At 65.0% G+C, this 20,893-nt stretch carries 20 protein-coding genes; 7 read left to right on the top strand and 13 right to left on the bottom strand.

Annotated features, from left to right (window positions below):
* Positions 1-40 precede the first annotated feature (40 nt).
* Positions 41-541 carry a retropepsin-like aspartic peptidase RloA2 gene (gene rloA2, locus LXM55_RS27565; RefSeq protein ID WP_233323287.1) on the bottom strand — a complete coding sequence of 167 codons (501 nt, stop codon included), beginning with the start codon at positions 539-541 and terminating at the stop codon, positions 41-43.
* A 225-nt stretch (positions 542-766) separates the two neighbouring features.
* On the opposite strand from rloA2, the gene LXM55_RS27560 reads away from it, so the two are divergent.
* Complete coding sequence (locus tag LXM55_RS27560) at positions 767-1,654, top strand: acyltransferase (RefSeq protein WP_233323286.1); 888 nt, start codon at positions 767-769, stop codon at positions 1,652-1,654.
* On the opposite strand, the gene LXM55_RS27555 is transcribed toward LXM55_RS27560, so the two are convergent.
* The 4 genes from LXM55_RS27555 to LXM55_RS27540 all read right to left on the bottom strand — a co-directional run bounded on the left by LXM55_RS27555 (position 1,655) and on the right by LXM55_RS27540 (position 4,687).
* On the bottom strand, positions 1,655-2,809 hold the full coding sequence (locus tag LXM55_RS27555) for a glutathionylspermidine synthase family protein (RefSeq protein ID WP_233323285.1): 1,155 nt from the start codon (positions 2,807-2,809) through the stop codon (positions 1,655-1,657). It lies immediately after the preceding gene.
* On the bottom strand, positions 2,806-3,546 hold the full coding sequence (locus tag LXM55_RS27550; protein ID WP_233323284.1) for a DUF1190 domain-containing protein: 741 nt from the start codon (positions 3,544-3,546) through the stop codon (positions 2,806-2,808). The genes LXM55_RS27555 and LXM55_RS27550 overlap by 4 nt, the downstream gene beginning before the upstream one ends.
* A 10-nt stretch (positions 3,547-3,556) precedes the next feature.
* On the bottom strand, positions 3,557-3,985 hold the full coding sequence (locus LXM55_RS27545) for a DUF350 domain-containing protein (protein ID WP_233323283.1): 429 nt from the start codon (positions 3,983-3,985) through the stop codon (positions 3,557-3,559).
* Positions 3,986-4,123: 138 nt separating this feature from the next.
* Complete coding sequence (locus tag LXM55_RS27540) at positions 4,124-4,687, bottom strand: DUF2780 domain-containing protein (protein ID WP_233323282.1); 564 nt, start codon at positions 4,685-4,687, stop codon at positions 4,124-4,126.
* 225 nt (positions 4,688-4,912) lie between these two features.
* Here LXM55_RS27540 and LXM55_RS27535 point away from each other — a divergent pair, with 225 nt between their 5' ends.
* The 3 genes from LXM55_RS27535 (at position 4,913) to LXM55_RS27525 (ending at position 6,941) form a co-directional block, all read left to right on the top strand.
* Positions 4,913-5,557 carry a sigma-70 family RNA polymerase sigma factor gene (locus LXM55_RS27535; RefSeq protein WP_442799793.1) on the top strand — a complete coding sequence of 215 codons (645 nt, stop codon included), beginning with the start codon at positions 4,913-4,915 and terminating at the stop codon, positions 5,555-5,557.
* The gene (locus tag LXM55_RS27530) at positions 5,554-6,228 is read left to right on the top strand and encodes an anti-sigma factor (RefSeq protein WP_233323281.1); all 675 of its coding nucleotides are present in this window, start codon (positions 5,554-5,556) and stop codon (positions 6,226-6,228) included. The genes LXM55_RS27535 and LXM55_RS27530 overlap by 4 nt, the downstream gene beginning before the upstream one ends.
* 149 nt (positions 6,229-6,377) lie before the next feature.
* Positions 6,378-6,941: a hypothetical protein gene (locus tag LXM55_RS27525; protein ID WP_233323280.1), complete on the top strand. Its 564-nt coding sequence runs from the start codon at positions 6,378-6,380 to the stop codon at positions 6,939-6,941.
* Between the two features lie 323 nt (positions 6,942-7,264).
* On the opposite strand, the gene fdhA is transcribed toward LXM55_RS27525, so the two are convergent.
* The 8 genes from fdhA to LXM55_RS27485 all read right to left on the bottom strand — a co-directional run bounded on the left by fdhA (position 7,265) and on the right by LXM55_RS27485 (position 17,295).
* A complete protein-coding gene (gene fdhA, locus LXM55_RS27520; RefSeq protein WP_233323279.1) occupies positions 7,265-8,464 on the bottom strand; it encodes a formaldehyde dehydrogenase, glutathione-independent in 1,200 nt (399 codons plus the stop codon).
* 120 nt (positions 8,465-8,584) lie between these two features.
* Entirely contained in the window at positions 8,585-9,442 is an 858-nt protein-coding gene (purU, locus tag LXM55_RS27515; RefSeq protein ID WP_161758537.1) for a formyltetrahydrofolate deformylase, read from the bottom strand.
* Between the two features lie 69 nt (positions 9,443-9,511).
* Positions 9,512-10,144: a sarcosine oxidase subunit gamma gene (locus LXM55_RS27510; RefSeq protein ID WP_011063900.1), complete on the bottom strand. Its 633-nt coding sequence runs from the start codon at positions 10,142-10,144 to the stop codon at positions 9,512-9,514.
* Positions 10,145-10,302: 158 nt separating this feature from the next.
* Positions 10,303-13,320 carry a sarcosine oxidase subunit alpha gene (locus tag LXM55_RS27505; RefSeq protein ID WP_233323278.1) on the bottom strand — a complete coding sequence of 1,006 codons (3,018 nt, stop codon included), beginning with the start codon at positions 13,318-13,320 and terminating at the stop codon, positions 10,303-10,305.
* The gene (locus LXM55_RS27500; protein ID WP_011063902.1) at positions 13,317-13,619 is read right to left on the bottom strand and encodes a sarcosine oxidase subunit delta; all 303 of its coding nucleotides are present in this window, start codon (positions 13,617-13,619) and stop codon (positions 13,317-13,319) included. Before LXM55_RS27500 ends, LXM55_RS27505 begins: the two co-directional genes overlap by 4 nt.
* 14 nt (positions 13,620-13,633) lie before the next feature.
* Positions 13,634-14,884 (bottom strand): sarcosine oxidase subunit beta family protein, encoded by a 1,251-nt coding sequence (locus LXM55_RS27495; protein WP_025131188.1) that lies wholly within the window; start codon positions 14,882-14,884, stop codon positions 13,634-13,636.
* A 23-nt stretch (positions 14,885-14,907) separates the two neighbouring features.
* On the bottom strand, positions 14,908-16,161 hold the full coding sequence (locus tag LXM55_RS27490) for a serine hydroxymethyltransferase (RefSeq protein ID WP_233323277.1): 1,254 nt from the start codon (positions 16,159-16,161) through the stop codon (positions 14,908-14,910).
* 393 nt (positions 16,162-16,554) lie between these two features.
* Complete coding sequence (locus LXM55_RS27485) at positions 16,555-17,295, bottom strand: TraX family protein (RefSeq protein ID WP_233323276.1); 741 nt, start codon at positions 17,293-17,295, stop codon at positions 16,555-16,557.
* A gap of 100 nt (positions 17,296-17,395) precedes the next feature.
* On the opposite strand from LXM55_RS27485, the gene LXM55_RS27480 reads away from it, so the two are divergent.
* The 3 genes from LXM55_RS27480 to LXM55_RS27470 all read left to right on the top strand — a co-directional run bounded on the left by LXM55_RS27480 (position 17,396) and on the right by LXM55_RS27470 (position 20,877).
* A complete protein-coding gene (locus tag LXM55_RS27480; RefSeq protein WP_233323275.1) occupies positions 17,396-18,436 on the top strand; it encodes a threonine aldolase family protein in 1,041 nt (346 codons plus the stop codon).
* A 174-nt stretch (positions 18,437-18,610) separates the two neighbouring features.
* The gene (locus LXM55_RS27475; protein ID WP_233323274.1) at positions 18,611-20,056 is read left to right on the top strand and encodes a purine-cytosine permease family protein; all 1,446 of its coding nucleotides are present in this window, start codon (positions 18,611-18,613) and stop codon (positions 20,054-20,056) included.
* Positions 20,053-20,877, top strand: a complete 825-nt coding sequence (locus LXM55_RS27470; RefSeq protein ID WP_233323273.1) for a nitrilase-related carbon-nitrogen hydrolase — start codon at positions 20,053-20,055, stop codon at positions 20,875-20,877. The genes LXM55_RS27475 and LXM55_RS27470 overlap by 4 nt, the downstream gene beginning before the upstream one ends.
* Positions 20,878-20,893 lie beyond the last annotated feature (16 nt).

Raw genomic sequence — 20,893 nt, 5'->3', positions numbered from 1 at the left:
TCAGTGGGCGAACGGTGCCGGATGCCTTGTAGACAGTCAATCAGCAGTCGGGCTTGTCAGCGGTATAGCGCCGCGCCGGGTTCACCGCCGCGCCGAATTCCCGCAGCGCCTTGGCGCCGATCAGCAGCGGATAGTTGAAGCTGCTGCGGTCGGTGAGGTTGACCTCCACCGTGCGCTTGACGTTGCCCAGGCACATCTCCAGCTCCACCACCGGGCGCTTGGCCGACTGCGGCTCTTCAGCCTCATCTCCCTCGTCGGAGCGGCTCTTGATCTTGCTGATCCGCGCCACCTTGTGCTCAAAGACCTTGCCGCCGCCATTCTTGGTGGCCAGGCGGAAACGTACCCAATCCTCACCGTCGCGGGTGAAGGTCTGGATATCCTTGGCCGACAGCGACGCGGTCAGGGCCCCGGTGTCCATCTTGGCCTGCAGGGTTTCACCGATTTCCGGCAGGCGAATGTATTCATAACGGCCATACAGGGTCGGCTCGGCGGCCATCACCGGCAGCGCCAACAGCGAAACAAGAGCAAGGACAGATTTCACGGCAGTGGATTCCTTGAAGAGAGGGGCAGCGGGATTTTAGACCGCTGCCAACGAATTGGTTCGTATAGAAGCAGCTTCAAGCCTCAAGCCTCAAGCCTCAAGCCTCAAGCCTCAAGCCTCAAGCTTGGAGCTTGCCGCTTGCCGCTTGCCGCTGCCACTTAGAATTTGGCCTGCCCGGCGAAGCTGCTTATCATGGCGCGCCCAAAAGATTGCAAAGAGTGCCTTATGCGCCGCCTGCTCACCGGCTGTTTCGTCACCCTGCTCCTGCTGCTCAACACCCTGGTGCTGTTCGGCCCGCTGATGGTGTTCGCCCTGCTCAAGCTGGTTCTGCCCGGGCGCCTGCGCGATTACGCCTCGGCCGCGGTGATGTGGATCGCCGAGACCTGGGCCGAGATCGACAAGCTGATCTTCGCCCTGTGCATCCCCACCCACTGGGACATTCGCGGCGGCGAAGGCCTGCGGGTCGACACCTCCTACCTGGTGGTGAGCAACCACCAGTCCTGGGTCGACATCCCGGCACTGATCCAGACCCTCAACCGGCGCACGCCGTTCTTCAAGTTCTTCCTCAAGAAGGAACTGATCTGGGTGCCATTCCTGGGCCTGGCCTGGTGGGCCCTGGACTACCCCTTCATGAAGCGCTACAGCAAGGCGTTCCTGGCCAAGCACCCGGAACTGCAAGGCAAGGACCTGGAGATCACCAAGGCCGCCTGCGAGCTGTTCAAGCGCCAGCCGGTGACCGTGGTCAATTACCTGGAAGGCACCCGCTTCACCCCGGCCAAGCGCCAGCAGCAAGACTCGCCCTTCCAGCACCTGCTCAAACCCAAGGCCGGCGGCGTGGCCTTCGTCCTCGCGGCCATGGGCGAGCAACTGGACGCCATGCTGGACGTCACCGTGGTCTATCCCCAGGAACGCATTCCCGGTTTCTGGGACCTGATCAGTGGCAGCGTGCCCAAGGTGATCATCGACATCCGCACCCGCGAGCTGGACCCGGCGCTGTGGCACGGCGATTACGAAAACGACCCGGCGTTCCGCCAACAGGTGCAGGACTGGGTCAACCGGCTGTGGACCGACAAGGACCAGCGCATCAGCGAACTGCTGAACGAACGCCGCTGATCAATCGCTGATCACGTGGGGCAGGAAGCGGCTGCTGTCCTTGGTGATCGGCGAGTTGTCTTCACGAATGCCGATCCCCGCTGGCTGGTCGCCAATCACCCAACTGCCAATCACCGTGTGGTTGCCGGCAAACACCGGCAGCGGGTGAAACCGCTGGCGGATACAGGGCCCGCCATAGGGCCCGGCCTCGATCAGGCGCTCACCGCCTTCGGTGCAGATTTCCACATTGGCGCCCTCTCGGGAAAAGAACGGCTTGCGCACCCAACCCGGGCCCAGGCTGGCGGAGGGGTCGTCGTCAATAAACGCCGGCAGCAGGTTCGGGTGCCCCGCGTGCCGCTCCCAGAGCAGGGCCAGCGCGCCCTTGTTGGAAAGAATCGCCTTCCACGGCGGCTCGACAAACTGCGTGCCGCTGCCGGCAATCGCCGGGCCGTAGGCTTCGTGGAACAGCTGTTCCCAGGGATAGAGCTTGAACAGGCTGTCGATGGGCATCTCCAGCAGGTCGACGAAACGCCCACCGGCATTGAGGCCGATGTCCTCGATATTGATCAGGCGCGTGCCCAGGCCAGCCTGACGGGCAATGTCGCGCAGGTATTCGACGGTGCCGCGATCCTCCAGTGAATCCCTGACCGAGGCGAAGTGCATCGGCGACTTGAAGCCGCCCTGGACGAAGGCCTGCAGCAGCTTGTCCTCGATGCTGTTGAACTGATCGCAGCCAGCCGGCAACCGCCCGCGCTGCAACTGCTGCTCAAGCCAGACGTACTGGAAGAAGCTCGCCTCATACAGCGAGGTCGGCGTGTCGTAATTGGTCTCCAGCAACTTGGCCGGGCCGCTGCCGTCGTAGCACAGGTCCATGCGCCCGTAGAGATGGGGGTCGCCCTGCTTCCACGACTGGCGGATCAACTCGTGAAAGGCCCGGGGAATGGCCAGGCGCTCCAGCAACGCTTCGCTGTCCACCACTTCGGCCACCAGGGCCATGCACAGCTCGTGCAGTTCCTGGGTCGGGTCCTCCAGGTCGTCCTCGATCTGCCGCAGGCTGAAGCGGTAGTAGGCCGACTCGTCCCAGTACGGCTCGCCGTCGAAGGTGTGGAAGGCAAAGCCCAACTGCTGCGCCGTGGCCTGCCAATCCGCACGCGGGGTGCTGGGGATGCGCTTCAAGAACCGAAACCCCAGCTGTGCCCGGAACCGAAACCGCCTCGACTGACCACCTCATGGGCGCCGGCCATGGAGTCGCCGGCGCGGGTGAAGCGCTCCGGACTGGAAATACCGAAACGGCCACCGTTGTTGGCATGGCTGAAGGTCTTGCCGGCCTCGACCTGCTGGCTGAGGGTGCTCAATTGCACACCGCCGCGACCGTCGCGCTCCTGGTACAGGGCCTCGCTGAAATACCGTGGCTCCGGGCTCGAATCCAGGCCGATCCAGCGCCAGAAACTGGAACCGGAACTGGAAGAGCCACCCCCGTACGAGCCTCCATTGCCGGCGCTCACCGCGCTGCTACCACTGCTACTGGTGCCGCTGGAATTGGAGCTGGTTTGCTGCGGCTCGTCCTCGGGCTTGACCGGCACCATGCGTTGGCTGGTCAGGGCAAAGCCCTGGAAAGTCGGTATGTAGGTCCGATTGTAGATGGAGACCTTGCAACTGCCGGGGTAGAAGTCCTCCTCGCAGTCTTGCAGGTCCGGGTAACGCGGGGCCACCACGTCACTACGCTCCCAGGCGTCGTCGCGGGCCGACTGGCAGATGTCCAGTGGGATCTGCGCCTGCTCACACTCCTGCGGGCTGGTGAAATGCTGGACTTGGCGAACTTCCCGAGTCGCCTGAGGCTCGCCGTCACAGGCGGCCAGGGCGAACGGCACGCTGCCCAGCAGCACCAGGCGCACGCTTTTACTGCGTTTCATGCCGGCGCCCTCAGACCGATGGGGTCATGCAGGCCGCATTCAGCAGGCCGACACCGACAGACACCGCCGCCACCAGGATCGCCGCGGCGTTTTCCTGGTTGGCAATGCGCTGGGACAGGCCCTTGAGGGTCAGGCTGACGACAAAGAACGCCAGCAGCTGCACCACCGAGGCGATGCCGGCCCAGAGCAGGAAATCGATGATCGAGATGGAATGGGAAATCGCGCTGGCCACCGGAATGGCAAAGCCCAGCAAGGCGCCGGACAAGGCGATGGCCGCCGCACTGTTGCCCTGGCGGATCAAGGCGAACTCGTTATAGGGGGTCAGGCGCGTATAGATGAACGCGTAGAGGGCAAAGACCAGGGCAGCGCCCAGCATGTAGAGCATGAAACCGAGCACCGCGTCGGCGGGCAAAGACATCTTCAGTGCATCCATGAACATCGCGTTCAAGCTTCCTTGGAAAACGGGGCGCGAGATATAGCACAGGCCCGATTCGGCGAAAACTCCGGGAAAGGTAAAGACCGCTGTTTCAGGAATCAGGGGAAGCCCCGGCGCGCCAGGCGCCGGAGCCGGAGCGCGTTACTTGGCCACGCCCCAGATGCCGCCCAGGCTTTGCAGCAGGGAACCGCCAACGCCCTGCTGGCCCAGGTACTGCAGGATCAGCGGCGCAAACTGGCCGATCATGCCGCTGTCCATGCCCAGGGCGCCAAAGGCGTTGTTCAGGTCATTGGTGTCCTTGACGTTGCCCAGGGCGCTGTCCAGGCCGGCGCCCTTGCCGGAAGACTGGCCGAGCAGGCCGCTCAAGGCGCCCAGGCTGCCCAGGGCGTTGCTGCCCGAGAGCTGGTCCAGGCCCGGTACGCTTTGGCTCAGTTGCGAATAGTCGGAACCGCTGAGCTGATTCTTCGCCAGGCCGAGCATGGCGCCGGTGCCGCCAATGGCTTGCTGGGGGGTGACATTGAGTTGCGCCAGGGTGCCCAGCAGGTCGGCGGTCTGGGAAGTCGGCGCGGCGGCAGCGGCCTTGTCACCGCCCTGCATGCCGGCAATGGCGTTGGCCGCATCGCTCAAGCTGAAACCGCCGGCCAACGCCGAACCGGCTGCCAGGCTCATCAGGGTGGCCAGGGCAAAACCGCGTGGAATATTCATCGAAACAACCTCAAAGGGCAGGAAACCATCCCTGGTCGGGTGGCTGGAAAACAGCCTTTTGACTGATCTGCACGGCGAATGTTCCGAAACGCGTGGAGCCGCGCTCGCGCCTCCTGGATTTTAGTCGACAATCCGCGCATCCATGGCCTCCCGCTCTGCGTATATCCCGCATCGACGATCGGCGGAGCCAAGACCGGCGCCCGCCGTAGCATGAGGCCGCACCCCGTGAATGGAACAACTGCCCACCCTGGACTACCCTCTGGCTGCATTGACCGTCGCCAGCAGTGGTCCATCCACTTGCCGCTTGCCTGGAGAACCGCCATTTCCGCTCTCGACCCTGATCAGCTCCGGCATCTGCTGGCCCAGTGTTCACTGGGTGATCGCCGCGCCTTCGAAACCCTGTACCGCAACGTTGCACCGCGGCTGATGGGCGTCGCCCTGCGCTTCATGGGCCGCCGCGATCTGGCCGAGGAAGTGCTGCAGGAGAGCTTCGTGCGTATCTGGAACAACGCCGTGCGCTACCAGCCGCACCTGTCCGCGCCCCTGACCTGGATGATCAACATCACCCGCAACCAGGCCATCGACCAGTTGCGCAAACACCGCGAACGGCCGCTGGGCGAACGCGAAGAACAACAGCTGGAGGATGAAAGCCCGTCGGCCCATGAACTGCTGGACAGCGCCCGCGCCGCCCAGGCCCTGAACCGCTGCCTGGAAAGCCTCGACGGCATGCAGCGCCAGTCGATTACCGTGGCCTACTTCCAGGGCCTGTCCTGCTCGGAACTGGCCGAGCACCTGGCGGCGCCCCTGGGCTCGGTCAAATCCTGGATCCGCCGCGGCATGGAACGCCTGCGCAGGTGCCTTGAATCATGAATTATCAAACCCCTGAACGCCGCCGCGCGCTGGCCGCCGACTACGCCATCGGCCTGATGCAGGGCGCCGCGCGCCGGCGTTTTGAAATGCTCCTGCTGGACGACGCGGCCCTGCGCGAAGAACTGGCGCAGTGGCAAGAAAGCCTCGCCAGCCTGACCGAAGCCATCCCCGAGCAGGCAGTACCGGAACAGGTCTGGCAAGGCATTCAGGCGCGTATCCTGCCCCAGGTCCTGCACCTGCCGAAGAAGAACCCGCGGTGGATGCGCCTGCGTCTGGCGCTTGCCGCCTGCGCCGTGCTGGCGACCCTGTACATCGGCTTTATCCAGCAGCGCGATCAGGTGCGCTACAGCGCCACCCTGCTCAGCGCCGAACAACAACCGGCGCTGCGGATCAAGGCCCACGCCCAGTACCTGCAAGTCGAACCCCTGACCCTGGCCGCCATCGGCCTGGACCGCAGCCTGGAACTCTGGGCGATCCCCGCCGACGGCCCGCCGATTTCCCTGGGCGTGGTGCCGGTGGGGGGCAAGGGCAAGATCAACCTGAGCCAGGCCCAGCGCGCCCTGCTCGATACGCCGATCGCCCTGGCGGTGAGCCTTGAGCCCCATGGCGGCTCGCCCACCGGGCAACCGACCGGGCCGGTGCTGTACCAGGGGCAACTGAGCGCGCTGTAACAGGCAACGGCTGCCGCAGGAGCGGGCTTGGCCGCCAACGCCCTCAAGGTAAACTCCGCGTCCAGGCCCCCACCCGCGTCCTTGCAGGCAGCCCCCTGCCTGCCATGGAAACCCCGCGTCGCCTGGCGCCACCCACCGAACGGACTCTTATGAAAGCTGCGCTCTACAGCGGCCTGCTGCTGGCCCTGGCAATCGCCATCCTCCTCTGGCGAATCGGTACCCCGGTCGATAGCCGCGCATGCACCGACGCGGCCCCCGGCCCGCTGACCGGCTTCATCCGCCAGCACTTCAGTGATAGCCAGGGAGCCGACTGGCGCGACGACGGCAGCGCCTTGGGCATTCTTGAAGATCCCGAGGCCCAGGCGTTCGCCCGCCAACCCGAGCGCTACTACTGCGAAGCCCTGAACCTGCTGCAGGACCCACAGCGCACCCAGACCGAAAAGGTGCACACCACGGCCCTGATGCTGTCCCTGCCCCTCGACTACTACCTGGACTTCATGGACCGCAGCCACCAGCTGTACCAGCGCGGGGCCATAGAGCGCCCCGTCCTGAGCCTGGTGCTGCTGCCAAGAGGCACGGCGCTCAATTACTGGTGGCTGCCCCAGTGGCGCTCGCGTTTCCTGCGGGATGCACCAGGGATTCTTGACGACGCCCACATGAACGAGATCCTGAGTGGAGAACACTGGTTCGACTACCCGGGCAGGGGCTATTGATCGAGTCGGGTTCGCAGGCAACGAAAAGCCCGCCAATGGGCGGAATGCTGTTCACTTGAGCGGCCGAACGAACAGGAACTTGTTGTAGTGGCAAGGCCTGTTGTGGCGAGGGAGCTTGCTCCCGCTGGGGTGCGCAGCGCCCCCCAGTAGCATCTACGCGGTGAGCCTGACAAGCCGCGCCAGCAGGTTTACGACCGCTACGCGCCGGGGCGCCGGCCGGGCGGGAGCAAGCTCCCTCGCCACAGAAAAAACGCCGCCTTCCCGGCAAGAGAAGGCGGCGTTTTCAGTTGGCTGACAGGCATCAACCCAAAGGCTGACGGTCCTCAGGCAGCGCTGAACAGCTTGTGCGGGTCGATGACGAATTTCTTCGGTACGCCGGCATCGAATTCGCCATAGCCGCGCGGGGCGTCGTCGAGGCTGATGACCTGCACGCCCACCACTTCGGCGATGTTGATGCGGTCCCACATGATGGCCTGCATCAGCTGGCGGTTGTATTTCATCACCGGGGTCTGGCCGGTGTGGAAGCTGTGGGATTTGGCCCAGCCCAGGCCGAAGCGGATGCTCAGGCTGCCGATCTTCGCCGCGGCGTCCACGGCGCCCGGGTCTTCGGTGACGTACAGGCCGGGAATACCAATCTTGCCCGCCACCCGCACCACGCCCATCAACGAGTTGAGCACGGTGGCCGGGGCTTCGTGCTGGGCACCGGCATGGCCGTGGCCACGGGCTTCGAAGCCCACGGCGTCCACCGCGCAGTCGACTTCCGGCTCGCCCAGCAGGGCGGCGATCTGTTCGTGCAGCGGGGTGTCTTTGGACAGGTCGGCAATTTCAAAACCCTGGGCCTTGGCGTGGGCCAGGCGCACCGGGTTGACGTCGCCGACGATCACCACCGCCGCCCCCAGCAGGCGAGCCGAGGCGGCCGCCGCCAGGCCCACGGGGCCGGCACCGGCAATGTAGACGCTGCTGCCCGGGCCGACACCGGCGGTCACCGCACCGTGATAACCGGTGGGCAGGATGTCGGAGAGGCAGGTCAGGTCGCGGATCTTCTCCATGGCCTTGTCGCGGTCCGGCAGTTTCAGCAGGTTGAAGTCGGCGTAAGGCACCAGCACGTATTCGGCCTGGCCACCGGTCCAGTCGCCCATGTCGACGTAGCCGTAGGCACCGCCGGCGCGGGCCGGGTTGACGGTCAGGCAGACCCCGGTGTGTTGTTCCTTGCAGGAACGGCAGCGTCCGCACGCCACGTTGAACGGCACCGACACCAGGTCACCGATCTTCAGGTTCTCGACGTCACTGCCCTTCTCGATGACTTCGCCGGTGATTTCGTGGCCCAGGACCAGGCCGACCTGGGCGGTGGTACGGCCGCGAACCATGTGTTGGTCCGAACCGCAGATATTGGTGGAGACCACGCGCAGGATGACGCCGTGCTCGATCTTCCTGCCGCGCGGGTCCTGCATTTTTGGATAGTCGATTTTCTGTACCTCGACCTTGCCGCTGCCCAGATACACGACACCACGATTACCAGACATGTCAGTCACCTCTTTATTTGTTGTTGTGACGAGAGTGAAACAAGCTTCAAGCGGCAAGCTACAAGCCGCAAGAAGTGTGCACGCCGCTTTTTCTAGCGGCTTGGAGCTTGCAGCTTGTCGCTAAAGAACGACCGTTCGGTTGCCGTTAAGGAAGACTCTGCGTTCGATGTGGTAGCCCACCGCCCGGGCCAGGGTCAGGCCTTCAATGTCTCGCCCCTTGGCAATCAGGTCCTCGGGGTAGTAGCTGTGGTCCACCACCTCCACGCCCTGGGCGATGATCGGGCCTTCGTCCAGGTCGTTGTTGATGTAGTGCGCGGTGGCGCCCACCAGTTTCACGCCCTTGTTGTAGGCCTGGTGATAAGGCTTGGCACCCTTGAAGCCCGGCAGCAGCGAGTGGTGGATATTGATCGCCTTGCCGTCGAGCTTGCGGCACAGCTCCGGCGACAGCACTTGCATGTAGCGGGCAAGGATCACCAGTTCGGCGCCGGACTCCTCGATCACCTGCCACACCTGACGCTCCTGGGACGGCTTGTCGTTGGGGTCGAGGGGGAAGTGGTGGTAGGGAATCTGGTGCCAGTCGGCCAGGGGCTTGAGGTCCGGGTGGTTGGACACCACCGCCACCACGTCCATGGGCAACTGGCCGATGCGCTGGCGATAGAGCAGATCGTTGAGGCAGTGATCGGCCTTGGAGACCATGATCACCACCTTCGGCCGGTAGTGCGGCGCGGTCAGTTCGAAGTTCATCGCGAAGGCTTTGGCGCGCTCGGCCAGCCCCTGGCGGAACCCCTGTTCGTCGAGGCCGTCGGGCTGGCGAAATTCCACGCGGATGAAGAAGCGGCCCGAGAGCCGGTCATCGAAGGAGTGGTGCTCGGTGACGTAGCAACCCTGCTCGAACAGAAAGCGGGTCACCGCGTCCACCGTGCCGAGCACGCTGGGGCAGTCGGCGGTGAGAATCCATGTATCGGGGGCGCGGCTCATGCGGGGTAACTCCTGTTCATAAGGGCAACCGCAGCGCGGTTGATCACCTGTAAAACCAAGGCCCGGCGATCAGGCCTGCACGCTCAGGCCGTATTCGGCGGCGGCATCTTGCAGCCACATCCACCAGTAATCGGAGAAGCTGCGGCGCACCAGCAATTCCCAGGTGTCTTCGCCGGTGCGGCGGATCACCAGTTGCGACTTGGCGAACACCGTCCCCACCGCCTTGCCCACCGGGAAGTTGTTGGGGTGCACGTCGTAGCTGGTGGACTTCATCAGCACCTGGCGCACGTTGGGCCCGGACAGTTCGAGGATCTGCTGGCCGCCGCTGACGTTGACGATCTGGATATGCAGGTCGCCCAGGGCCGCGCGCAGGTTCTGCTCGGCGGCGAACTCTTCGCCGCTAGGCACAATCAGCAGCCACTCATCCGGGCCCAGCCATTGCAGGCTGGTCTCGCCCTTGACCACCACGCTCAGGGCACCCGGCAATTCGATGCCCAGGGCCTTGTGCACTCCGGCGGCGAAGGCCGGGTCGTGGCCGTCGCCACGGATCGTCAGGTGGCCAAGCAGTTTCTTCTCGCGCAGGGTGACCCCGGCGTTCTTGCGGCCCTTGCCCACCAGGCTCGGCAGGTCGGCGTGGTGCAGGGACGACTCGGCCTTGGCCCCGGTGGTGGGGCGCTGTTGGTAAACGTTGACTGCGGTCATGGAGCACCTGTCCTTTATTCTGTGGTCCGGTTCCGGTTGCCGCCGCCAGAGGCTGCGATCGAGTGGGAACCGGGCGCAAGGTTTTGCCTCCCGGGAAGGTCCTGCGGACCTTGTCGCAGCCTGCGGCAGCGGCTACAGGGGGCCTACCCGGGTTCATGTCATATGTTCTGGCGATCGCCCTTGGGGTCGAAGAACACCGAGGAAACGATTTCCGCCTCGATCACCCGGCCATCGGCCAGGGGCGCGAAGACTCGCTCGCCCAGGCGCTTGAGACCGCCCTTGACCACGCCCAGGGCAAAGGAATACCCCAGGGAGTTGTGGGCGTAGCTGGAGGTCACGTGACCGACCATGCTCATCGGAATCGCCTGCTTGGGGTTGAACACCAGTTGCGCGCCTTCCGGCAGCCACTGGGTCGGGTCGATCGGCTTGAGGCCCACCAGTTGCTTGCGCTGCTCGCGCACGCAGTCTTCACGGTTCATCCCGCGCCAGCCGATCCACGAGAACGGCTTGGTCCGGCCCACGCACCAGCCCATGTTCAGGTCGTCCGGGGTCATCGAGCCGTCGGTGTCCTGGCCGACGATGATGAAGCCCTTCTCGGCCCGCAGCACGTGCATGGTTTCGGTGCCGTAGGGGGTCAGGTTGTATTTCTTGCCGGCCTCGACGATCTGCTCCAGCACGCCCATGGCGTAGTCGGCCTGGACGTTGACCTCGTAGGACAGCTCGCCGGTGAACGAAATACGGAACACCCGCGCCGGCACGCCGCCCACCAGGCCTTCCTTCCAGGTCATGAACGGGAAGCCGTCCTTGTCCAGGTCGATGTCGGTGACTTCGCTCAGCAGCTTGCGGCTGTTGGGGCCCGAGAGGGTCATGGTGGCCCAGTGGTCGGTGACCGAGGTGAAGTACACCTTGAGGTCCGGCCATTCGGTTTGCTGGTAGATCTCCAGCCACTGCAGCACGCGCGCCGCGCCGCCGGTGGTGGTGGTCATCAGGAAGTGGTTGTCGGCCAGACAGGCGGTCACGCCGTCGTCGAAGACCATGCCGTCTTCCTTGCACATCAGGCCGTAGCGGGCCTTGCCCACGTCGAGCTTGGTCCAGGCGTTGGTGTAGATGCGGTTGAGGAACTCCCGGGCGTCCGGGCCCTGGATGTCGATCTTGCCCAGGGTCGAGGCGTCCAGCAGGCCGACGCTGTCGCGCACCGCCTGGCATTCACGCTTGACCGCGGCATGCAGGTCTTCGCCGTTTTTCGGGAAGTACCAAGGGCGCTTCCACTGACCGACGTCTTCGAACTCGGCGCCATTCTTCACATGCCAGGCATGCAGCGCGGTGAAACGCACCGGCTCGAAGATGTGCCCACAGTGCCGGCCGGCCACGGCGCCGAAGGTGATCGGCGTGTAGTTCGGGCGGAACATGGTGGTGCCCATCTGCGGGATGCTGACGTTCAGCGAGCGGGCGGCAATGGCCAGGCCGTTGACGTTGCCCAGCTTGCCCTGGTCGGTGCCGAAGCCCAGGGCGGTGTAGCGCTTGACGTGCTCCACCGACTCGAAGCCCTCGCGGGTCGCCAGTTCGATGGCGGCAGCGGTGACGTCGTTCTGCAGGTCGACGAATTGCTTCGGCGCGCGGGCGGTGCCTTTTTCATGGGGCACCTGGAACAGCGCCAGGGTCGGTTCTTCAAGGCGGGTCAGGGCTTTGGGCAACACGCCCTCCACACTCTGGAACCCAGCTTCGCTGGCCGCGCGCACACCGCCCTCGAAACCGTCGGCCAGGGTATCGCCGAGGCTGTAGACGCCGTTGATGCCGCCGACGCACACGCGTTTCTGCGGTGCTTCACCGGGCACGAAACCGAGGATGTCTTCACGCCACACCGGCTTGCCGCCCAGGTGAGAGGCCAGGTGCACCACCGGGCTGTAGCCGCCGGAGCTGGCGATCAGGTCGCAGTCGAGCCACTCGCCGGGGCTGGTGACCTTGTGCGCCTTGACGTCGATGGCCGCCACCCGCGCGCCGGTCACGTGCTTGCTGCCACGGGCCTCGATCACCGCGCTGGAGGTGAGGATGCGGATGCCCTTGGCCCGGGCTTCTTCCACCAGGGCGCCGCGCGGGTTGTGCCGCGCATCGGCGATGGCCACCACTTGCAGGCTGGCGTCGAGCCAGTCCAGGGCCACGCGGTAGGCGTGGTCGTTGTTGGTGGACAGCACCAGTTTCTTGCCCGGGGCCACACCGTAACGGCGCACGTAGGTGGACACCGCGCCGGCCAGCATGTTGCCCGGCACGTCGTTGTTGCCGTAGACCAGCGGCCGCTCATGGGCGCCGGTGGCCAGCACCACGCGCTTGGCGCGGACCCGGTGGATACGCTGGCGCACCTGGCCGATCGGCGCACGGTCACCGAGGTGATCGGTGAGGCGCTCGTGAATGGTCAGGAAGTTGTGGTCGTGGTAGCCGTTGACCGTGGCCCGTGGCAGCAGCAACACGTCCGGCAGCGACTTGAGCTCGGCGACCACACTGGCCACCCACTCCACCGCCGGCTTGCCGTCGAGGCTTTCGCGGCTGTCCAGCAGGGTGCCGCCGAACTCTTCCTGCTCATCGGCGAGAATCACCCGGGCGCCGCTGCGGGCAGCCGCCAGGGCGGCGGCGAGGCCGGCCGGGCCGGCGCCGACGATCAGCACATCGCAGTGCTGGTTCATGTTGTCGTAGGTGTCCGGGTCGTTCTCGGTGGGCGAACGGCCGAGGCCCGCCGCCTTGCGGATGTACTTCTCGTAGGTCATCCAGAACGATTGCGGGTACATGAAAGTCTTGTAGTAGAAACCCGGCGGCATCAGCTTGCCGCCGACCTTGCCGAGAATCCCCATCATGTCGTTGTTGACGCTGGGCCAGCCGTTGGTGCTGGTGGCCACCAGGCCCTGGTACAGCGCCTGTTGGGTGGCGCGCACGTTGGGGATCTGGGTGGCTTCGGTGGCGCCGATCTGCAGCACCGCGTTGGGCTCTTCACAGCCGGCGGCGAAGATGCCCCGGGGCCGGGAGTACTTGAAGCTGCGACCGATGATGTCCACGCCGTTGGCCAGCAGGGCCGAGGCCAGGGTGTCGCCTTCAAAGCCTTTGTAGCTCTGGCCGTTGAAGGTGAAGGTGAGGACTTTGTTGCGGTCGATGCGCCCGCCGTTGGACAGGCGATTGGTCTGGCTCATACCTTCTCTCCAGCAGCCTTGGCGGTGAATTGCGGCTTGGTGCCTATCTTGTAGGTTTCAAGAATTTCGTAAGTGACGGTGTCGCGGGTGGCGTTGAAGTACTGGCGGCAACCGGCGGCGTGGATCCACAACTCGTGGTGCAGGCCGCGGGGGTTGTCGCGGAAGAACATATAGTCGCCCCACTCCTCGTCGGTGCAGGCGTTCGGGTCCAGGGGCCGGGGAATGTGGGCCTGGCCGGACGAATGGAATTCCTCTTCGGAGCGCAGTTCGCCGCAGTGAGGACAGAAGATATGCAACATAGGTGTTTGTCCTTTTAGTGGGCGACCGCAGCAGCGCCGTGTTCATCAATCAACGCACCGTTGTGGAAACGGTCGATGGAGAAAGGGGCGGCCAAGGGATGCATCTCGCCCTTGGCGAGGCTCGCGGCAAACACGTTGCCCGAGCCCGGGGTGGCCTTGAAGCCGCCGGTGCCCCAACCGCAGTTGAAGAACATGTTCGGCACCGGGGTCTTGGAAATGATCGGGCAGGCGTCCGGGCTGGTGTCAACGATGCCGCCCCACTGGCGGTTCATGCGCACTCGGGAAAGGATCGGGAACATCTCGACGATGGCCTGGATGGTGTGCTCGATCACCGGGTAGGAGCCGCGCTGGCCGTAGCCGACCCAGCCGTCGATACCGGCGCCGATCACCAGGTCGCCCTTGTCCGACTGGCTGATGTAGCCGTGCACGGCATTGGACATGATTACGCTGTCGATGATCGGTTTGATCGGCTCCGACACCAGCGCTTGCAGCGGGTGGGATTCGATCGGCAGGCGAAAGCCCGCGAGCTTGGCCATGTGCCCGGAGTTGCCGGCGGTGACCACCCCGACGCGCTTGGCGCCGATAAAGCCCTTGTTGGTCTCGACGCCGATGCACACGCCGTTTTCCTTGCGGAAGCCGATGACTTCAGTCTGCTGGATCAAGTCCACGCCCAGGGCGTCGGCGGCGCGGGCAAAGCCCCAGGCCACGGCGTCGTGACGGGCCACGCCGCCACGGCGCTGGACGGTGGCGCCCAGCACTGGATAGCGAGTGTTCTTCGAGCAATCAAGGTAGGGGATTTCGTCCGCCACCTGCTGGGTGTTGAGCAGTTCGCCATCGATGCCGTTGAGGCGGTTGGCACTGACCCGACGCTCGGAATCACGGATGTCCTGCAAGGTGTGGCACAGGTTGTAGACCCCGCGCTGGGAGAACATCACGTTGTAGTTGAGGTCCTGGGACAGACCTTCCCAAAGCTTCATCGCGTGTTCGTAGAGCTGCGCCGACTCGTCCCACAGGTAGTTGGAACGCACGATGGTGGTGTTGCGCGCGGTGTTGCCACCGCCCAGCCAGCCTTTTTCCACCACCGCGACATTGGTGATGCCGTGTTCCTTGGCCAGGTAGTAGGCGGTGGCCAGGCCATGCCCGCCACCGCCGACGATGACCACGTCATAGACCTTCTTCGGGGTCGGCGTGCGCCACATACGCTGCCAGTTTTCATGGTGGCTGAGAGAGTGCTTGAAGAGGCCGAAGCCCGAATAGCGTTGCATAGTCATTGCTCCAGTTGCGGCTCTCAGCGGTAAACCGGGAAATCAGCGCACAGGGTCGCCACCTGGCGAGCGACATTGGCCTCGACGTCGGCATCGCCGAGGTGGTCGAGAATGTCGCAGATCCAGCCGGCCAGCTCCGTGCACTGAGCGACCTTGAATCCGCGGGTGGTGACCGCCGGGGTGCCGATGCGCAGGCCGGAGGTGACAAACGGCGACTGCGGGTCATTGGGCACGGCGTTCTTGTTCACGGTGATGTGGGCACGGCCCAGGGCGGCGTCGGCATCCTTGCCGGTCAGGCCCTGGCGAATCAGGCTGACCAGGAACAGATGGTTGTCGGTGCCGCCGGACACTACATCGTAGCCGCGTTTGATAAATACGCCGGCCATGGCCTGGGCGTTGTCGATCACCTGTTGCTGATAGGCCTTGAAGCCGGGCTCCAGCGCTTCCTTGAAGCACACGGCCTTGGCGGCGATCACGTGCATCAACGGGCCGCCTTGGGCGCCGGGGAATACTGCGGCGTTGAGTTTCTTCTCGATCTCTTCGTTGGCCTTGGCCAGGATCAGGCCGCCACGGGGGCCGCGCAGGGTCTTGTGGGTGGTGGTGGTGACCACGTCGGCATAGGGCAGCGGGTTGGGGTACAGACCGGCGGCCACCAGCCCGGCCACGTGGGCCATGTCGACGAACAGCAGCGCCCCGACCTTGTCGGCGATCTGCCGGAAGCGCGGGAAATCCAGGGTCTTGGAGTAGGCCGAGAAGCCGGCGACGATCATCTTCGGCTTGTGTTCCACGGCCAGACGCTCGACTTCGTCGTAGTCGATCAGCCCGGTGCGGGTATCGATGCCGTACTGCACGGCGTTGTACAGCTTGCCCGAGGACGACACCTTGGCGCCGTGGGTCAGGTGGCCGCCATGGGCCAGGCTCATGCCGAGGATGGTGTCGCCGGCCTGCAGCAGGGCCAGGTACACCGCGCTGTTGGCGGAAGAACCGGAGTGTGGCTGGACGTTGGCGTAATCGGCGCCGAACAGCTGCTTGGCGCGCTCGATGGCCAGGGCCTCGACCTTGTCCACATGCTCGCAGCCACCGTAGTAGCGCTTGCCCGGATAGCCTTCGGCGTACTTGTTGGTCAGCCCGCTGCCTTGCGCCTGCATCACCCGCTTGCTGGTGTAGTTCTCCGACGCGATCAGCTCGATGTGATCTTCCTGGCGTTGTTCCTCGGCATTGATCGCCGCCAGCAGTGCATCGTCGTAACCCTGGATCTGGTCTTGCTTGCTGAACATCACGTCTCTCCCAGCGGCGGCGCTGCGCCTTTCGTCTCGGTGAGGCCAGCCTTAAAGCTGCGCCCTTTGGATGCGATGGTATGACCGGGAAGGGGAACTCAAATGCCTATGGACGCCACGCAAAGGTGCGTTTACGACATGCCTTGGCGCGCCGGGATAAATGCCCGGGGCCGCAACCGGCTGAAGGCTCTGGATCGGCGCCTTGCGGCGTGGCGCAGGTCCGGGCCGCAGGCGAAAGGCGCCCGCGCCTGTAGCCGCTGCTGAGCCCGCGAAGCTGCGCAAAGGTCCGCAGGACCTTGCCTGGCGATTTCCCGCCGAGCTGCGGCGCCCTCAAGATCGCTGCGTCTGCTACGTCGCAATGCCGCCCAAGCCGATCGCAGCCTGCGGCAGCGGCTACAGGAGTTGGCGCAGGGCCAGTAGCAGGAGAAAGTGCGCCGGGTACAGCAGGTAGGCCCAACGCCGCATCGCCGGCACCGTACAACCGCGCAACACTCGCAGCAGCATCACCCCCAGCCACGGCGCCAGCAGACAAGCGGCAATACCGCAGGTCGCCACCGGATTGCCCAGGCGCGCCGCCGGGAACAAGGTTTCCCATTGGTTGGCCGCCAGGCACAGCGCCCCGGGCAGCAGGCTGAAGTACCAGGGCCGGCGCAGCACCAGCAGCAGGGCCAGCGGCAGCAACACGCCGAAGGCGCCGAACATCAGCCGCTCACTGAAAACCACGGCCAGCAGCAAGGCCAGCAGGCCAAGCCCCAGGTCCAGGCCGCTGCGCCGTTGCCAGGTGCGCGCCACCAGCAGGCCCAGGGCCAGGGTGGGCAGCACATTCAAGGTATCGGGGTCGGGGATGAACAGGCGGTAGGGAATCTCGCTCAACAGGCTGAACAGCAGCAGCCAGCCCAGGTAGCGCCATGCTCCGGGCCGGCGCTCGGTTTCAACCCTGGCCCGCGCCAGGTTCACCGCCATCGCCAGGCAGAACCAGGGAAATGCCAGGCGCCCGGGCACATACAGCCAGTCCAGGCTCCAGCCCACATACCGCAGGTGATCGGCAACCATGCTCAGCAGCGCCAGCCACTTCAACGCATCCAGCGCCCCATCGCGCTGGGCGTTGTCGGTTTTCAGCATCGCATCACGCATAAATCCTTATGGGCCCTGCATTATTCCCGCATAAACAGAGCGTGTGCTGAGCCATTATTCTTGGGTAAAGTGCGCACCATCATCGACCACGGAGCCGGCCATGACCGACAAGAGCCAACAATTCGCCAGCGACAACTACTCCGGCATCTGCCCCGAAGCCTGGGCCGCCATGGAGCAGGCCAACCACGGCCACGAGCGCGCTTACGGCGACGACCAGTGGACCGCTCGCGCCTCGGATCATTTCCGCACACTGTTCGAAACCGACTGCGAAGTGTTCTTCGCCTTCAACGGCACCGCCGCCAACTCCCTGGCCCTGTCGTCGCTGTGCCAGAGTTACCACAGCGTGATCTGCTCGGAAACCGCCCACGTCGAAACCGACGAATGCGGCGCTCCGGAGTTCTTCTCCAACGGTTCCAAGCTGCTGATCGCCGGCACCCATAACGGCAAGCTGACCCCGGAATCGATCCGCGAGATCGCCCTCAAGCGCCAGGACATCCACTACCCCAAGCCCCGGGTGGTCACCCTGACCCAAGCCACCGAAGTGGGCAGCGTCTACACCCCGGAAGAAGTCCGCGCCATCAGCGCCACCTGCAAGGAACTGGGGCTGAACCTGCACATGGACGGCGCGCGCTTCTCCAACGCCTGTGCCTTCCTGGGCTGCACCCCGGCGGAACTGACCTGGAAGGCCGGCGTCGACGTGCTGTGCTTTGGCGGCACGAAAAACGGCATGGCCGTGGGGGAAGCGATCCTGTTCTTCAACCACAAGCTGGCGGAAGACTTCGACTACCGCTGCAAGCAGGCCGGCCAGCTGGCCTCGAAAATGCGCTTTCTCTCGGCGCCCTGGGTCGGCCTGCTGGAAAACGACGCCTGGCTCAAGCACGCCCGCCACGCCAACCACTGCGCGCAGCTGCTGGCCCAACTGGTGGCCGACATCCCGGGCGTGGAACTGATGTTCCCGGTGCAGGCCAACGGCGTGTTCCTGCAACTCTCTGAACCGGCGATTGCTGCCCTGACCGCCAGGGGCTGGCGCTTCTACACCTTCATCGGCAAGGGCGGCGCGCGCTTCATGTGCTCCTGGGACACCGAAGAAGAGCGCGTGCGCGAACTGGCGGCGGACATCCGCACCGTGATGAGCGCCTGACCCAGCCTCCCGACCAGAAAGCTTGCCGTGGCGAGGGAGCTTGCTCCCTCGCCACAACGGCAACCGAGCATCAGTTCACAAATTCCTGAACTGATTATTTGCCCCTGCTGATTCAACATCCGCCGCCTTTATCCGAGACTCCGGGGTCGACCTATAAAAACAAGGCTGCAGCCCATGACGACCTCTTCTTGCGTCACCGAGAAAGCCCATCCCCCGGGTCTTGCGATCGAAACCCGCTCCATCGATTACGTGCCGCGCAACGAGCGCCACGGCAAGGTCTGGCACCAGGGGCCCTTCTGGTTCACCGGCAATTTCGTGCTCACCACCATGGTCACCGGCTTCACCGGCGCGGCCCTGGGCCTGAGCCTGCAATACGCGATCCTGGCGATCGTCATCGGCGTGTGCCTGGGCACTTTCTGCATGGCTTTCCACGCCAACCAGGGCCCGCGCATGGGCCTGCCGCAGATGATCCAGTCCCGCGCCCAGTTCGGCCTGCGCGGGGCCATCGTGCCGTTCACCGCGGTGGTGTTCGTCTACATCGGCTTCAACGTGTTCAACGTGATCCTCGCCACCGACGCCATCAACACGGTGATCCCCGGGGCCCGGGCGCCCTGGTACACCCTGATGATCGCCGTGGCGGTGCTGATCGCGGTGGTTGGCCATGACCTGCTGCACACCGTGCAGCGCTGGCTGACCTACGTGATGATCAGCGTGTTCGCGGTGCTCACCCTCAGCGCCCTGCTGACCTTGCAGGCCGACGCCGCCGTGGCCGACGCGCATTTTTCCTGGTCGGCGTTCCTGATCCAGCTGTCGGCCGCGGCCGGTTACCAGATCAGCTATTCGGTGTACGTCTCCGACTATTCGCGCTACCTGCCGCACCAGACGCCGTCGCGCAAGGTGATCTTCTGGACCTACCTGGGCGCCGCCGGTTCGGCCCTGTGGCTGATGTCCCTGGGGGCCTTCCTGGCGTCCGCCCTGCCCTCGCCGGATGCCATCGCCAGCGTGCGCGAAGTGGGCAACCGCCTGATTCCCGGCTTCGGCACCTTCACCGTGCTGATCGCGGTGCCGGCGCTGGTCGGCATCATGGCGGTCAACTGCTACGGCGCGATGCTCACCGGCATCAGTGCGATCGACGGCTTCAAGTCGATCAAGCCCAACCTCAAGAGCCGGGTCTGCGGCATCCTGCTGGTGGCGGTGGTGATCTTCCTGATCGCCATGAACATTCCCGAAAGCTACCTGGGCAGCTTCAACACCTTCGTCCTACTGATGCTGTATTTCCTGGTGCCCTGGACCGCGGTCAACCTCGCGGACTTCTACCTGGTGCGCAAAGGCCGCTATGCCATCAGCGACATCTTCAACCCTGCCGGGATCTACGGCCGCTGGTCCAGCGCCGGGCTGCTGGCGTACTTCCTTGGCCTGCTGGCGATGGTGCCGTTCATGTCCCTGAGCTTCTACCAGGGCCCGCTGTCCCAGGCCCTGGGCGGCGCCGACATTGCCTTCGTGATTGGCCTGGCGGTGGCCGGGCTGGTCTACTGGGCGCTGACCCGCAACCTCGACCTGGAAGCGGAACGCCTGGCCATTCAGGCCAGCGAACAGCAGCTGGAAGGAGGCGCGCAATGATTCCTCAGGGTTCTGTCAAAGTGGCCTGCCAGCAACTGGCCCCGCACATCGGCGACCTGGAGTACAACCGCGCCCTCGGCGCCGAGGCGATTCGCCAGGCCGCCGCACGCGGCGCCCAGGTGGTGGTGCTGCCGGAACTGGTGCAGAGCGGCTATGTGTTCACCGACCGGCACGAGGCCCTGGCGCTCTCGGAAAGCCTCGACGGGCCGACCCTGAGCCTGTGGAAAACCCTGGCCGAGGAGCTGCAAGTGGTGATCGTCGGCGGCTTCTGCGAGCGCCTGGACAATGAGCGGGTGGCCAACAGCGCGGCCCTGGTGGAGCCCGAAGGCACCCTGACGGTGTACCGCAAGGCGCACCTGTGGGATCAGGAAAACCTGATCTTCACCCCGGGCGACGAGCCGCCGCCGGTGGTGGCCACGCGCTTCGGGCCGATTGCCGTGATGATCTGCTACGACCTGGAGTTCCCGGAATGGGTGCGCCTGCCGGCCCTCGCCGGCGCGGCGCTGTTGTGCGCGCCGGTGAACTGGCCGGACGGCCCGCGGCCGCTCGGCGAACGGCCGGCGGAGATGGTCCGGGTGCAGGCCAATGCGGCGGTCAATCGGATGTTCATTGCCGCCTGCGATCGCTGTGGCGAGGAACGCGGGGTGAACTGGGTGGGGGGCTCGACCCTTGTCGATGCCGACGGTTATCCGCTGGCGGGCAAGGATCGGCACAGTGCCGAGCAGTTGCTGCTGGCGGAACTCGACCTGGCCCAGGCCTGGCACAAGTCCATCAGTGAACACAACCATGTGCACCTGGATCGGCGCCCGGCGTTGTATTGAGCGCCAGGCCTACTTG

The sequence above is a fragment of the Pseudomonas sp. Au-Pse12 genome (assembly GCF_021341665.1).
Classification (GTDB): Bacteria; Pseudomonadota; Gammaproteobacteria; order Pseudomonadales; family Pseudomonadaceae; genus Aquipseudomonas.
Note: the sequence above shows the minus strand (reverse complement) of the source record. Positions and strands in the feature narration are given on the sequence as shown.